Annotated in this window: 14 protein-coding genes and 1 pseudogene; 5 read left to right on the forward strand and 10 right to left on the reverse strand. The window is 65.0% G+C overall.

Annotated features, from left to right (window positions below; translation table 11 throughout):
- Positions 1-14: 14 nt before the first annotated feature.
- Positions 15-1,001, forward strand: coding sequence for a zinc-binding dehydrogenase (locus tag AB0J47_RS11425; RefSeq protein ID WP_364343747.1), 987 nt, complete (start codon positions 15-17; stop codon positions 999-1,001).
- Positions 1,002-1,016: 15 nt separating this feature from the next.
- On the opposite strand, the gene AB0J47_RS11430 is transcribed toward AB0J47_RS11425, so the two are convergent.
- A complete protein-coding gene (locus tag AB0J47_RS11430; protein ID WP_364343750.1) occupies positions 1,017-2,033 on the reverse strand; it encodes an NADP-dependent oxidoreductase in 1,017 nt (338 codons plus the stop codon).
- 158 nt (positions 2,034-2,191) lie between these two features.
- Here AB0J47_RS11430 and AB0J47_RS11435 point away from each other — a divergent pair, with 158 nt between their 5' ends.
- Positions 2,192-2,938, forward strand: a complete 747-nt coding sequence (locus AB0J47_RS11435; RefSeq protein ID WP_364343753.1) for a hypothetical protein — start codon at positions 2,192-2,194, stop codon at positions 2,936-2,938.
- Positions 2,939-2,990: 52 nt separating this feature from the next.
- On the opposite strand, the gene AB0J47_RS11440 is transcribed toward AB0J47_RS11435, so the two are convergent.
- Together AB0J47_RS11440 and AB0J47_RS11445 are read right to left on the reverse strand one after the other, a co-directional pair.
- Positions 2,991-3,554 (reverse strand): hypothetical protein, encoded by a 564-nt coding sequence (locus AB0J47_RS11440; protein ID WP_364343756.1) that lies wholly within the window; start codon positions 3,552-3,554, stop codon positions 2,991-2,993.
- The gene (locus AB0J47_RS11445; RefSeq protein WP_364343759.1) at positions 3,554-3,949 is read right to left on the reverse strand and encodes a hypothetical protein; all 396 of its coding nucleotides are present in this window, start codon (positions 3,947-3,949) and stop codon (positions 3,554-3,556) included. The genes AB0J47_RS11440 and AB0J47_RS11445 overlap by 1 nt, the downstream gene beginning before the upstream one ends.
- A gap of 343 nt (positions 3,950-4,292) precedes the next feature.
- Here AB0J47_RS11445 and AB0J47_RS11450 point away from each other — a divergent pair, with 343 nt between their 5' ends.
- On the forward strand, positions 4,293-5,705 hold the full coding sequence (locus AB0J47_RS11450; RefSeq protein WP_364343762.1) for an MDR family MFS transporter: 1,413 nt from the start codon (positions 4,293-4,295) through the stop codon (positions 5,703-5,705).
- Between the two features lie 344 nt (positions 5,706-6,049).
- Here the strand turns inward: AB0J47_RS11450 and AB0J47_RS11455 are convergent, their stop codons facing one another.
- A complete protein-coding gene (locus AB0J47_RS11455) occupies positions 6,050-6,793 on the reverse strand; it encodes a hypothetical protein (protein ID WP_364343765.1) in 744 nt (247 codons plus the stop codon).
- The gene (locus tag AB0J47_RS11460; RefSeq protein WP_364343768.1) at positions 6,790-6,999 is read right to left on the reverse strand and encodes a hypothetical protein; all 210 of its coding nucleotides are present in this window, start codon (positions 6,997-6,999) and stop codon (positions 6,790-6,792) included. The genes AB0J47_RS11455 and AB0J47_RS11460 overlap by 4 nt, the downstream gene beginning before the upstream one ends.
- Before the next feature lie 165 nt (positions 7,000-7,164).
- On the opposite strand from AB0J47_RS11460, the gene AB0J47_RS11465 reads away from it, so the two are divergent.
- Positions 7,165-8,550, forward strand: coding sequence for a flavin monoamine oxidase family protein (locus AB0J47_RS11465; RefSeq protein WP_364343771.1), 1,386 nt, complete (start codon positions 7,165-7,167; stop codon positions 8,548-8,550).
- 2 nt (positions 8,551-8,552) lie between these two features.
- Here the strand turns inward: AB0J47_RS11465 and AB0J47_RS11470 are convergent, their stop codons facing one another.
- The 4 genes and pseudogenes from AB0J47_RS11470 to AB0J47_RS11485 form a co-directional block, all read right to left on the reverse strand.
- The gene (locus AB0J47_RS11470; protein ID WP_364343774.1) at positions 8,553-9,212 is read right to left on the reverse strand and encodes a class I SAM-dependent methyltransferase; all 660 of its coding nucleotides are present in this window, start codon (positions 9,210-9,212) and stop codon (positions 8,553-8,555) included.
- Between the two features lie 144 nt (positions 9,213-9,356).
- A pseudogene (locus AB0J47_RS11475) lies at positions 9,357-9,533 on the reverse strand (hypothetical protein); the annotation flags it as partial.
- Between the two features lie 137 nt (positions 9,534-9,670).
- Positions 9,671-11,101: an amino acid permease gene (locus tag AB0J47_RS11480; protein WP_364343777.1), complete on the reverse strand. Its 1,431-nt coding sequence runs from the start codon at positions 11,099-11,101 to the stop codon at positions 9,671-9,673.
- Positions 11,102-11,194: 93 nt separating this feature from the next.
- Positions 11,195-12,022 (reverse strand): NADPH-dependent oxidoreductase, encoded by an 828-nt coding sequence (locus tag AB0J47_RS11485; protein WP_364343780.1) that lies wholly within the window; start codon positions 12,020-12,022, stop codon positions 11,195-11,197.
- Positions 12,023-12,132: 110 nt separating this feature from the next.
- On the opposite strand from AB0J47_RS11485, the gene AB0J47_RS11490 reads away from it, so the two are divergent.
- Entirely contained in the window at positions 12,133-12,897 is a 765-nt protein-coding gene (locus tag AB0J47_RS11490; RefSeq protein ID WP_364343783.1) for a siderophore-interacting protein, read from the forward strand.
- A 60-nt stretch (positions 12,898-12,957) separates the two neighbouring features.
- Here the strand turns inward: AB0J47_RS11490 and AB0J47_RS11495 are convergent, their stop codons facing one another.
- Positions 12,958-14,010 (reverse strand): ABC transporter substrate-binding protein, encoded by a 1,053-nt coding sequence (locus AB0J47_RS11495; RefSeq protein ID WP_364343786.1) that lies wholly within the window; start codon positions 14,008-14,010, stop codon positions 12,958-12,960.

A 14,010-nucleotide genomic window follows, 5' to 3' on the forward strand; every position in this document is an offset into this window, starting at 1 on the left:
CGAAAGGAATCCACATGCGTGCCGTAGTCATTGAAAGTTTCGGCGAGCCGAAGGATGTGCTCACCACCGCACAGCAGCCGACGCCCGAACCCGGGCCCGGACAGGTGCGGATCGAGCTGATCCTCGCGCCCATTCACAACCACGATCTGGCGACCATTCGCGGGGTCTACGGCTACAAGCCCGCGCTGCCCGCGGTTCCTGGTACCGAGGCCGTTGGCCGGATCGATGCATTGGGATCGGATGTGAACGGACTGGAAGTCGGTCAGCGCGTGAGCGTTTCCGGCATCCACAATGTGTGGGCCGAGTATTTCCTGGCCAAGGCGACGCAGGTGGTTCCGCTGCCGGACAGCATTTCCGATGAGACGGCAGCACAGTTGCTCGCGATGCCGCTCAGTTCGCTGATGCTGCTCGAGGATCTGCGGGTTTCGCCCGGTGACTGGATTGCGATCAATGCCGCCAATGGTGCGGTCGGCCGCCTGGTGAATGTGCTTGCGCGGCAACGCGGTCTCAATGTGCTCAATCTGGTTCGCGGCCCAGCTTCCGTTAAGTCGTTGCAGGAGTTGGGTTTCGAACCGGTCTTCGATACCGAATCGGAGGGCTGGCTCGACCACGCTGTCGCGGCGACGGCGGGTGCGCCGATCGTGCGCGCCGTGGACCAGGTCGGTGGGCGGGCAGCTGATGCGCTGCTTTCGCTGCTGGGCCAGGACGGTGAGCTGATTTCGTTCGGCGCACTGTCCGGCCAGCCGCTGTCCATCAATCCGGGTCCGCTGATCTTCAAACAGGCTGTGGTCAAGGGCTTTTGGGGCTCCAAGCGGGCCGAGCAGACCAGCGGCGAGGATATGCGGCGCCTGATCGGTGAACTCGTGGGGATGGCGGCGACCGGTGCGCTGCGCCTCGATGTGGAGGCCGTCTATCCGCTGGAGTCCGCCGCCGATGCCGCAGCAGCGAGCGAAACACCGGGGCGGTCGGCCAAGATCGCGCTGTCGCCGCAACCGGTGTAGTCCGATCCGAGTCCGCTACCCGACTCGCACCACGAGTTTGCCGAAGTTACGGCCCTCGAGCATGCCGATGAACGCCTCCGGTGCATGCTCGAGGCCTTCGACAATGTCCTCGCGGTAGCGGACCCGGTTCTCGGTGATCCAGCCGGACATCTCGCGCAGGAAGTCTTTGTACATCTCCCGGACGAATTCGCTCTGGATGAATCCGCGCACAGTTAGACTCTTGGTCAGAATGCGACCGTAGAAGTCGGGCAGGCGATCGGGTCCCGCTGCTGCGCCGGTCACGTTATAATTCGCGATGAGTCCGCAAACCGGCACGCGCGCATAGGTATTCAGCAGTGGATATACCGCGTCCGCCACCGCACCACCGACATTTTCGAAATAGATATCGATGCCATCGGGTACCGCGGCCCCCAGTTGATCGGCGAAATCCGGTGCGCGATGGTCGATTGCGGCATCGAAGCCCAATTCTTCACGCACATAGGCGCATTTCTCTGGGCCACCCGCAATGCCGACCGCCCGGACCCCCTTGATGCGGGCGATCTGGCCGACGGCGGAACCGACCGGGCCGCTGGCCGCGGCGACGACCAGGGTCTCCCCCGCCTTCGGCTGCCCGATCTTCAATAGCCCGGAGTACGCCGTGAACCCGGGCATACCGAGCACGCCGAGCGCGGTCGATATCGGCGCTTTGTCCGGATCCAGCTTGCGCAGGCCCGACGCGGGCGCGATCTGATGCGTCTGCCAGCCCGAATAGGCCTGCACCACATCACCTTTCGCGAGGGAGGGGTCCCGGGATTCGAGCACCTCGGCGACGGTGCCACCCACCATCACATCGCCGATCTCGACCGGCGCCGCATACGACTTGGCGGCACTCATCCGTCCGCGCATATACGGATCGAGGGACAAATACAGGGTGCGCAGCAGCACCTCGCCCGCACCGGGCTCGGGAAGTGCCGCGGTCTCGATGCGGAAATTCGCCGGGTTGGGCGCGCCCTCCGGCCGGGAAGCCAGCACAATCCTCGTCGACTCGACCATATGCCTTACCCTATCGCTAGCCACTCAGCGAAGCACGGAATAGCTAGGTTGGCTAACAGATATCGCGCTGCCATGGATAGAGGGCTGTCAACTCCCCTGACGACAGTTCGCGGCTTCACCGAAGTTCGTATTCGACTACGACCTGCTCAGGAGTTAATTTGGCGCCGCAATTTCGCACCGTACGCCCCGCGCGGACAGCACTCACGACCACCGCCGCACTGGCGTTGCTGCTGAGCGTCGGCCTCGGCACCGCAACCGCCCGCCCTGTCGGTCCGTTCGACGTCGGCGGAGCCATCGAGGTCGAATACGACCAGGTGGGCGGCCCCGGCGCGCTCGGCGATCCGACCGGTCCCGAACTCGATGCCGCCAACGGCGGCCGGTATCAGGCGTTCGAGCGCAATGCCTCGATCTACTGGCATTCCGATAGCGGCGCCAATGAGGTCGGCGGTCCGATCCGCGACAAATGGCGTGACCTCGGCTGGGAGACCGGTGTGCTGCGCTATCCGGTCACCCGTCAGCTGTCCACACCGTCGGGCTTCGGCAACTACAACGTTTTCCAGGGCGGATCCATCTATTGGTCCCTCGGCACCGCCGCGCACCAGATCGGCGGCGCGATCCGCGATAAATGGGGGTCCTACGGCTGGGAGAGCGGTGCGCTCGGGTTCCCGCTCACCGACGAGGCGGCCGCGCGCGCGGACAACGGCCGCTACAACCTGTTCCCCGGTGGCGCGATTTATTGGTCCCCACGTTCCGGTGCACATGTCGTCTGGGGTGCGATCCGCGATCTGTGGGTGTCCAATGGCGCGGAATCCGGGCGGTACGGATTCCCGACGGGCGAGGAATACGACTACCAGGGCGGAAAAGCGCAGGACTTCCAGGGCGGTCGGATCACCTGGCAGCCCTAGAAAGATGCGGTGTGGCGCTTACGTTGCGCCACACCGCATCTCGCAGGTGCGATCAGGTGAGGCCGCCGTCGTAGCACAGACTCGCGGTACGCGACGACGGTCCCGGGCGCGGCGAATCGGGATCGAAGGTCCAGTCCGAAATCGGACCCGCGGCCTTCCAATGCAGCCCACCCTTGCTGTCCGCGACCACCCGGTATACATGGTCAGCGCCGTCGATGAGCTGGTTGCCGACGCAGTAGTCGGTGTATTCGGTGCCTGGCTGGTGTGCGCCCGCGCTGAACAGCCGGACCGGATGTGCGTACGCACCTGGGTTCGGCACGGAACTCGGCCGGTTCGTCGGCCCGCCCTTCGACCAGTGCGGTGCGCCGCGGCTGTCGGTTTCGCAACGGAAGTCGCGACCGCCTGCGACGACGGTCGCGCCTCGAACGTGCGTAGTGCCCGCCCAGAGACAGGGGACAGTGGATCCGACGGTTCGGGTACTCGCCGCTGCGGTCGCGGCACCGAGTTCCCGGGTACTCGCTGATGCGGTCCCGGCACCGAATTCGAGGGCGCCCACTGTGACCGCGACGGTCGTCAGCAGGGTGGATGCCTCGACCTTTCGCACAGTCGTGATCATCAGCAAGTCCTTGCCGCGGCGCGGCATACTGTCCAGCCGTCACCGTCCGGGCGCGGTACCCGGGTCCATGTCGTCGTGCCGCCGGTGGGGTTGCCGGAGGCATCGGTGCCGGACTCGTTCTGGCTGCGGTATTCGCGCAGATTGTTCTGTTGTTCGTTGCGCCGCAACGAATTCTGCGGGGCGTGGTGGTAGCCGAACGGATCGATGTGATGCCAGCCGGTGGTGTCGCGACCGCTGGTACTGCTGCGATTGTTCAAGTGGTCCGAGCGCGCGTCCGGAATCGCGAGCGCCTCGCCCGCGCCGACCACCGTGCCCAGGGTGATCACGCCGACAAGCAATGCGAGGGCTCTGCCTCGTGCTCCACCGCGCTTGCTCATGGTTGTTGTTCGATGCATCATGGCCCCTTTGCCTCAGTGCTACAACTACTGAGACAAATAGTAGATAAACAACCTGAGAAGTTTCAGCACCTTATCTAGCAGGCCATTTCAGGGCATCTGCGACAGCAAGCACGTAACTATTCAGTAGAACGTGCACACCAAGCTCACGACCGCCTCAGGAACCGGACCCTCTTACCGGCACCCTGGCGCTCCCACGTATGCGTGCCCAGCCACAAGGCCACCACAAGGTGACGGCACAGCAGATCGCGACCTGGCCCCGAAATAATTCCGTGCGGGAATAGCTGCGGCCGCGATACGTTGCTCCGGGGTGGTTAGTGGAGCGAAGGAGAGGGGCCGGTCGGTGGCAGTCGAGGCAGTGGAGTCGTCCGTCGGTCTGCGATCCGATCGAGGTGCGATCCTTGCTTCGCTGATGCTCGCGACAGGGCTGGTCGCGCTGGATTCCACCATTATCGCGACCGCGGTGCTGACCATCACCGACAGCCTCGGCGGATTCTCGCAGTTCCCATGGTTGTTCTCGATTTACCTACTGACGCAGGCAGTTACGGTTCCGGTGTACGGCAAGGTTGCCGATACGGTCGGGCGCAAACCGGTAATCCTGTTCGGCATCGCGGTTTTCGCGCTCGGCTCGCTGCTGTGCGGTGTGGCGACGAGCATGCTGGGCCTGATCATTTTCCGCGCGGTGCAGGGCATCGGCGCGGGCGCCATCTTGCCGATGACCATGACCATCGCGGGCGACCTCTATACGCTGACCGAACGCGCCAAGGTTCAGGGTTATCTGGCCAGTGTGTGGGCGATCTCGGCGGTCGTGGGACCGCTACTGGGTGGACTGTTCGCCGAATACGTCAGCTGGCGCTGGATCTTCCTGATCAATATCCCGCTGTCCGCACTCGCCGGGTGGATGCTGGTCCGTAACTTCCAGGAGAGCACCCCTCGCCGCAAGCAGCGCGTCGACTATCTCGGTGCGGCACTGCTCACCGTCGGCGCGGGGGCGTTGATTCTCGGTTTGCTCGAGGGTGGACAGGCCTGGGCCTGGTCGTCGCCGACCGGCATCGGCATCTTCCTCGGCAGCGCATTGGTGCTGGTGCTGTTCGCTCTGGTCGAGCGACGAGCCGCGAATCCGATTCTGCCGCTGTGGGTTTTCACGCGACGGGTCATTATCGCCAGCAGTCTGGTCTCGGTGCTGGTCGGCGCGATCCTGCTCGGCATGACCTCCTATGTGCCGACTTTCACCCAGGGTGTGCTCGGCACCGGGGCACTGATCGCCGGTCTCACCGTCGGCGCACTCACCCTCGGCTGGCCGCTGGCCGCATCACAGGCCGGAAAGGTGTACCTGCGCATTGGTTTTCGCGCGACCGCGCTGATCGGCAGCACCCTGGCCACGATAGGTGCCGCAACCACGCTGCTGATCGATGAGAATTCCTCGCTGATCCAGGTCGCCGCTTCGTGTTTCGTGATCGGCACCGGCATGGGCCTGGTCGCAACACCCACCTTGATCGCGGCGCAGACGACGGCGGAATGGTCCGAGCGCGGCGTGGTCACCTCGGCGAATATGTTCGCCCGATCATTGGGCAGTTCGGTCGGTGTCGCGATATTCGGCGCGATCGTGAACTCACGCGTCGGCGACACCGACCACCCGGCTCCGGTACTGCTGTCCTCGGCGGTGCATCTGGTCTTTCTCGCGGTCGCCGCGATGGCCTTGGTCATGGTGACCGCATCCGCGATGATGCCGCGCCTGGGCACGAACGCCGCCTAGTGCTTTCGGCGGCTGTGCGTCCACCCAGAAGTCGCGGACCAAGCCGCGGCGCAGCTGCCAGAGCCTGTTGGCGGCGAATTCGCGCAGCCCATCGCTGCTGATCCGCTTCCGCGGCACGCCAATTGCCATTGACCGCGGTGGCGATGCCCGCCGACACGCCTCGAAGCCCTGGCCGACATCCAGCGCCCCGCCTTCGGCGAACGTGTCCGCCTCCACCACAGCCCTGCGACCACGACACCTAGGCGGTCGTGGTCTGTGCCGATGCCATCAGGAACTCGATCCGCGCGATGCGCAGGCGCGGCTGCCTCGCCCGACGATCACCGAGTGACCGGTCGGATCCGTCGTTACCAAGCAGAACGCCGATCGGCGATTTCGGTCAGCGCGCGATCGCGCTGCTCGACCGGCAACTCTTCGGCGGCGGCGCGGACCGCGTCTATCGCGGATTCGGAGAGCACGTCCAGCGCGCCGCGATATTCCGACCACAGATCGTATTCAGCTGTGGCCCACAGCATTTCGATGATCTTATCTCGAGAAGCCAGGTTGACGAAGCGTTCCAGCTGTGCGGCATCGTCGACGAGGTGGGCCGAGCGGACGAGTGCGACGCCATCGAGTGCGGATTCGGTGGCGCGGGCCGCGGTATCGGAGATCGAGGCAACCAGATCGCCGAGGGTGATCCAATCTTCGCGTGCCGCGAGCTCTTTGCCGACCGCGACAATAGTCGCCTCGGGCAGAGCACCGATTATGGCCGCGGAATGGCGTGGATCGAGTCGGGCGGCGATATCGGCGAGAAAGTCGACCGGCAGACGCTTGGCAACCTCTACCGCGTGTGACGGGTCGAGCACGCCCGACATCCGGGCCGCGAGCAGCGCACCGCGGCTGCGCGCGACCATTTTCGCGGTGATCGGCGTCGGAATCACCTTGGACGCCTGGGCAACCCGATGCAGTCCAGCCTCCTGTCCGGCCACGAACAGATCCGTGACCTGACGGCGGAACTCACGCAGATCCGCATCGGGTACGTCGGCCAGATAGGCCAGCTGTTCGACCGGAACACCCAGTGTCCGGGCGAGTTTCAGCAATTGCGCCGTCACAGTCCGGCCGCCTTCTTGACCGGGCCACGCAGGAAACGCGGCAGAAAGTCGAGCATTCCGAGGGCCGCGGCCTTGAGCTCGTCGGCCTGCCGCCATCGGGCATCGACGACCGCCTGGGCGAGTTCGGCTTGGTGCTCCGGGCTCAGCGCGGCAATGCCAGGGGGTAGATCCTCGGATATCAGTTCCGCCAGCGTGTGCTCTGTCATGGTTGCCTCCGTCGGGCACATCGGGTTCATGATCACAGTGGGGCGATTTACGGCTCGATGCAAGGAAACGGTGCTGTTCGGGGCATTGCCGGGGTCGTATGCCCTAACGTCGGAGCATACGACCGAGTCGTCGATCGATCGGTCACGGGTGGATCGGTGGTCGCCATGGGTATCGAGCACACAGTGGATATCGCGGTGATCGGCGGCGGACTGGCCGGATTGACGGCGGCTCGGCAGTTGCGTCGCGACGGATTCGATGCGGTGGTCGTCGAGGCGCGGAATCGGGTGGGTGGTCGAACGCTGAACCATCCGATCGGGGACGGCAAGATCGTCGAGGTGGGTGGGCAGTGGGTCGGTCCCGGTCAGGATCGGGTGCTGGCGCTGATCGAGGAATTGGGACTGGAGACGTTTCCCACCTACACCGCCGGTCGGCACCTGTTCGAACATCGCGGGAAACTGCGGCGCTATCGCGGTCGGATTCCGTTGATCGCCTCCGCCGCACTGCTGGATGCCTATATCGGTCTGCAGCGGTTGGATCGAATGTCGCGCGCGGTGCCAGCGGCGGCACCATGGTCGGCGGCCCGGGCACGGCAGTGGGATGCCGAGACCGTCGAGTCGTGGATGCGGCGCAATCTACATTCGGAGATCGCGCGCCGGGCTATCACGATGGTCTGCAAAGCGGTGTGGGCCGCGGACCCTGCCGACGTGTCACTGCTGCATCTGCTCGCCTATCTCAATGCCGGTGGCGGTGTGGATTCGATGATCGAAACCGACGGTGGCGCACAGCAAACCCGGATCGTGGGCGGTTCGCAGCGGATCGCGCTGGCGCTGGCGGAGCAGTTGGGCGAGCATGTGCTGTTGAATACGCCGGTGCGCAAGATCGAGCAGTCCGAGGGGGCCGTTGTCGTACACGGCGATGAGATTCGAATCCTTGCCCGCCGAGTGATCGTGGCAATGAGTCCAGCGCTGGCTGGCCGGCTGCTGTACTCCCCCGCGCTGCCAGCCGATCGCGACCAGTTGACCCAGCGCATGCCGAACGGCTCGGTCATCAAGACCATGGCCGTGTACGACGTACCCTTCTGGCGTGCCGATGGCTTGTCCGGGCAGGTCACCGCCGCCACCGGACCGGTGAAGGTCACCTTCGACAACTCCCCGCCGGATGGGAATCCCGGTGTGCTGCTCGCCTTCCTGGAAGGCGGCGATGCCCGACGACTGGGCCGCTACCCGCGCGAAGAACGCCGCGACATCGTGATCTCCAGTCTCACAAGGTTTTTCGGCCCGACGGCGGCCACACCCATCGACTACATCGAGAAGGACTGGTCCGCCGACGAGTGGACCCGCGGATGCTACGGAGCCTTCATGCCACCCAACACCTGGACCGAATACGGGCCGGCCCTGCGCGCACCGATCGGCCGAATCCATTGGGCTGGAGCCGAAACCGCGACCATATGGATGGGCTATATGGATGGAGCGATCCGCTCGGGGGAGCGAGCCGCCGCCGAGATCACCGCGTTGGTCACTGGGGACCGAAAGCCCACAGCGGTGGGCTGACCTCATCTCGCAGTCGAGCGGATGAATTCGGCGCGCCACCGTTGCGTCTCGTGATTCGCTTCGATCTCCACTGCCCGAAGTCCCTCAGCCGCAAACGAATTGACCTCCGACCAGGTCAGCGGCCACGGCGGTCCACTGACCTGCTCTCCCTCCGCTCGGATTCCGGCGATCACGATCAACTGACCGCCCGGTGCCACGGACCGCCGGATATTGGCGATCGCGGTGTCGCGCACCGACACCGGCATCGACTGCACCGTAATCGACTCGACGACCAGATCGAACGCATTCCGCCACGCGGCGGGAGGATCCAGCAAATCGGCCACCACATACTCCACGGACGACTCCGGAAATCGTTGTCGCACTTCGGCAATCGCGGTCGGTGAAATATCGAAGGCGGTGCTCAGGAAGCCGAGCCGCGCGATGTACTCCGCGTCCTGCCCGTACCCGCATCCGATCACCAGTGCCCGACGCCCGACACCGTCCGCAGCGCGCCGCTCGGCCCACTCGACCAGCATTGGATTGGGCTGATCGCGATCCCACGGCACGACCGCGTCCCCGGCGGCCGCCTCGGCATACAGCCGCTCGAACCACCCCGTCGGATCGTCCTTCGCAATCGACTCCGCGGCCAACCTGCTGGCATCGGCATCTCGATTCACAGCCATCCAGCCAGTCTCGCACGAGGGCCAGAGCGCTCACGACCGCTTGATGACCCGGACGCGCTGCCACACTTCGACGACGAGCAACTGCCGTTCCTGGTCAACTCTCGCCAGATAGCGATCGACTCGGCGTCGGGCAACCGGCCGACATCAGCTGCAGCCGCGCCGGAAGGCCTCGGCGACCTCCGCTCGCTCGCTGAGGATCTGGCGGCGGCGGTTCACCATGGTCTCCGCTATCGAGGCCTTCGCGACGAGGGCACGGTAGAGGGCGACGGCGTCTTCGATAGCATCGCGAGCGCCTACGCCCGCAGCGGGGCTGATGGTGTGATCGGCATCGCCACAAGGATTACGTCATCTCGGGGTGGGCGCGGATGCGTAAGCGGCACACGGCTCCGGCGAGTATCGCGTCCGCGATGCCGCCGCCGATGATCGTGACCATGTGCCTCCTCAGGCGGTGCGGACTGCTAGGCCACCGGTTCGGCTACCGCGCCGCCCTTGCCGAGCTTGGTCATCGCCAGATAGCCGCCGCAAACCAGCACACCCCAGACCACTCCGACGATAATCGCGGTACGCCCGCTCTCGGTCCAGAACAACAGGACGACAACCAAACCCAGGAAAGCCAGCGCCAACCAGGTAGTGATCGGAGCACCGGGCAGCCGGTAATCGCTGGCGGGCAGTTCGCCGCGGCCGACCTTGGCGCGATAGATCAAGTGGCACACCAGGATTACGCCCCAGACGAAGATGATGCCGATGGTGCTGACCGAGGTGATGTAGTTGAACGCCTTATCCGGCGAGATCACATTGACGATCACACCGATGACCATCGCGGCCGCCGAAGCGGTGATGCCGACATACGGCACCGCGCGCGAACTCAGCTTGTTCAGCCCCGCAGGCGCCTCCCCGTGCAGCGACAGCGTCCGCAGCATGCGACCGGTGGAGTAGATGCCGGAATTGCACGACGACAGCGCCGCGGTGAGCAGCACGAAATTGATGATCCCCGCGGCACCCGGAATACCGATCTGCTGGAAAACCTCGACGAACGGGCTCTTACCCGCGTGGAAGTTGCGCCAGCTGGCCACCGACATGATCACCACGAGCGCGCCGACGTAGAACAGGCCGATCCGGAACGGCAGGGTATTGATCGCCTTGCGCAACGTCTGGCGCGGATCCCGTGCCTCGCCCGCGGTCACGCCGACCAGTTCGACGCCGACGTAGGCGAAGAGCACGATCTGCAGCACCAACAGCGACTGTCCGAATCCGTTCGGGAACACACCGCCATCGGCCCACAAGTTGGTGACCGTCGGGTTGGCGGCATGACCGAAGCCGATCGTCAACACCCCGATGCCGATGAGGATCATCGCGACGATCGCGGTGACCTTGATGGCGGAGAACCAGAATTCGCCCTCACCGAACAGCCGCACCGAGATCAGGTTGGCGCAGAACATGACCGCCAACACCACCAGCGCGGTCAGCCACGGCGCGATATCGAACCAGTACTGCACATACTTCCCTGCGACGGTGATCTCGGCCATACAGGTCGCCACCCACACCGCCCAGTACGACCACCCGGTGACGAATCCCGCGAAGCGCCCGAGGAATTCGTGCGCGTACTCGGCGAAACTGCCCGAGATCGGCCGGTAGGTCAGCAACTCCCCCAGCGCTCGCATGATCACGAAGATCGCCAGACCCGCCACGAGATAGGCCAGGATCAGCCCCGGCCCCGCCTGCTCGATCGCGCCGCCCGCACCATAGAAAAGGCCCGTGCCGATCGCACCACCGATCGCGATCATCTGAATGGTCCGCGGGCTCAGCCCCCGGGAGTAGCCCTCTTCACCGGATACAGCCGGGTCGGTGGGCGCCGATTCAGCTTGTAGCTGACGGTCAGAGGCTGTCATGGTGCGGTCCTTCGCCTGGAGCTCGAGATCGATCAGCCCGTCACGCTACCGGCCGCACCACCGGACTGCCGCACGACCCGAACCACACCGCGATCAGTGCAGGCGGAAGCCGTGATTCGCCAGGGACTCGCGGAGCCGCTGGCGGCCGTTGAGGCTGGCGGCGGAGGCCAGGCGGGCCAGGACGCGTTCGGTCCAGGAGTGCGCGAGTTGCTGTTCGGCATAGAACTCGGCGATGCGGTCTTCGTAGGCCGCGACGTGGGTGCGTTGAGTGGGGAGGTCGTAGGTTTCATGGTGGAGTACGGCCGGTTGTGGGAGGCGCGGTTTGACGCGGGCGTCCTCACTCGGATCCGGGTGTCCGACAACGAGCCCGAAGACAGCGAACACCTGCTCGGGCAGTTTCAGTTCCGCCGCAACCTGTTCCGGATTGTTGCGGATCGCACCGATATAGACGGTCCCGAGGCCGAGGGATTCCGCGGCGACGACGGCATTCTGCGCGGCGAGGGCAGCGTCGATAAAACCGACATAGCTCGATTCGAGGTAGTCGGCTCCGACCAGCGGCGCTTCGCGATCGTCGGCGAGTTGGCGCAGCCGGGCGAAATCGGCGGTGAATACAAGCAGCACCGGGGCCTGTTCGATATGCGCCTGCCCGCCGGCGAGCGCGGCGAGGCGGGCCTTGCGCGCCGGATCGCGGATCGCGATGACGCTCCATACCTGCAGATTGGAGGAGGTCGGCGCGGACTGGGCCGCGGAGATGAGCAGGCGCAGGGTGTCGTCGGAGACCGGGTCGGCCAGGTAGCGGCGCACCGAGCGGTGTTCGTGCAGCACCTGCAGCACCGGATTCCACTCGGCGGGCTCGGTCGGATTCGGATCCCGATAGCGCTGCTGGACGGCGATGGCGGGGCTCGGCACGGTCTGCGTCATGCCGATCATCCTGTGACATGTACGGTGCGCCCGTCTGCGGTAACCCTCAGCATGAACCGAACCGGGTACGGTTGGTAAGGCAAGCCTAATTAGAAATAGTGGAGGTTACCTTGGCACGACCCCGCACCACTCTGACGGTGCAGCGCACCGAGCGGCTGACCCCGCATCTGATCCGGGTGCATTTCGGCGGACCCGGATTCGCCACGTTCCGGCCGAGCGAGTTCACCGACTCGTACGTGAAGTTCATTTACCCGCGCGACGGGATCGATGTGCTGCGCACCTACACCGTGCGCTCGGTCGATCCGGATGCCGGTGAACTGGCCGTGGACTTCGTCTACCACGGCGACGAGGGCATTGCCGGCCCCTGGGCCGCCTCGGTCCGGCCAGGCGACACCATCGACTGCTTCGGACCGGGCGGAGCCTATGCGCCGCGCGCCGACGCCGACTGGCACCTGCTGGCCGGTGACGAGGCGGCACTGCCCGCGATCGCGACCGCGCTGGAAGGGATGCCCGCCGATGCGGTCGGGTACGCGTTCGTCGAGGTCGCCGGACAAGATGACGAACTGAAGCTGGACAAGCCGGCCGGCATCGAGCTGACCTGGCTGCATCGCGGTGCACGCGAGCCGGGCGATGTGCTGGCCGAAGCCGTGCGTGCGGCAACGTGGCGCGATGGCCAGGTGCAGGTCTTCATCCACGGCGAGGCGCGCGCCGTCATGCAGGATCTACGCCGCTATGTCCGCCGCGAGCGTGGCATCTCCGCGGACTGGGCGGCCTCGATCTCCGGCTATTGGCGGCGCGGCCGCACCGAGGAGGGCTTCCGCGAGTGGAAGGCCGAATTCAAGGCCCAGGACACCGAGGATGCGCCGACCAGGTGAACGGCCGAAATCCCATGGCGAGCGGATGTTCGCCGGTCGCCATGGGATTTCGTGGTGTCGCTACTGCTGATTCGCGCGCAGCGCCTCCTGCACGAACTGCGTCGTGTAGGTCTTCGACAAATCGATGCGGTCCTTGACGGGCGCCACATTCTTCGAATACTTGCCGAGCACGTTCAGCACATTCTCGGCGCCTTCGGATTTCATCAGGCCGGTGCCGTTGAACATGCCGATCGAGTCGCGGATGGACTGGACATAGAGATCCCGGCCCGCACTCGCGTATTGCGAGGGCATCTTGTCGGCGATCTCCTCAGCGGTGTGCGTCTTGATCCACTGCAGCGTCTGCACGAAGGCGGTCGTGATCTTCTGCACGATATCCGGATGCGCGTCGACGGTATCGCAGCGCATGTACAGCGACGATGCCGGATACAGCCCGCCCAATGCCGCCCGGGTGCCCTCCTCGGTCCGCATATCCACCAGAATCTTCGCCTCACCGGAGTTCACCATGGTGGCGACCGTCGGGTCGGTGGTCATGCCCGCATCGATGCCGTTGTGGTTCATACCCGCGATAAAGGTCTGTCCCGCACCGACTTTCACGCGCGTGTAGTCGGCGGTGGTCATCCCGACCTGCCCGGTCAGCGCCTGGGTGAGGAAGTCGGTCGAGGAGCCGAGCGAGGTCACACCGAGGTTTTTGCCGCGCAGATCAGCCAGCGATTTGATACCGGCCGCATCCGCCTTGGAGACGAGTTCCACTTCGCCCGGCACATCGGCGAATTGGACCACCGAGGTCAGGCACTGGTCCTTGGCCTGCAGATCGATGGTGTGGTCGTAGAAGCCGACCACGGCCTGCACATCACCGGTCAGCAACGCGGTTTCGGCACTCGCGCCGGACTGTTCGCCGAGCAGTTTGACATCGATATCGTTCTTCTCGAAGAAGCCGAGTTTCTCGGTGAGCATGGCGGGCAGGTAGATCACCTTCTCCAAACCGCCGACCATAATGGTGATCTGGGGCCGCCCGTTTGCCATCGGAATGGTTCGGGAGTCCCGACAACCGGTCGCCAGCAGCAGTGCCGCGATGACTCCGAGAATGATCGTCAGATGTTTGACGTACCGCAT

This window comes from Nocardia sp. NPDC049737, assembly GCF_040674755.1.
In the GTDB taxonomy this organism is placed as follows: Bacteria; Actinomycetota; Actinomycetes; order Mycobacteriales; family Mycobacteriaceae; genus Nocardia.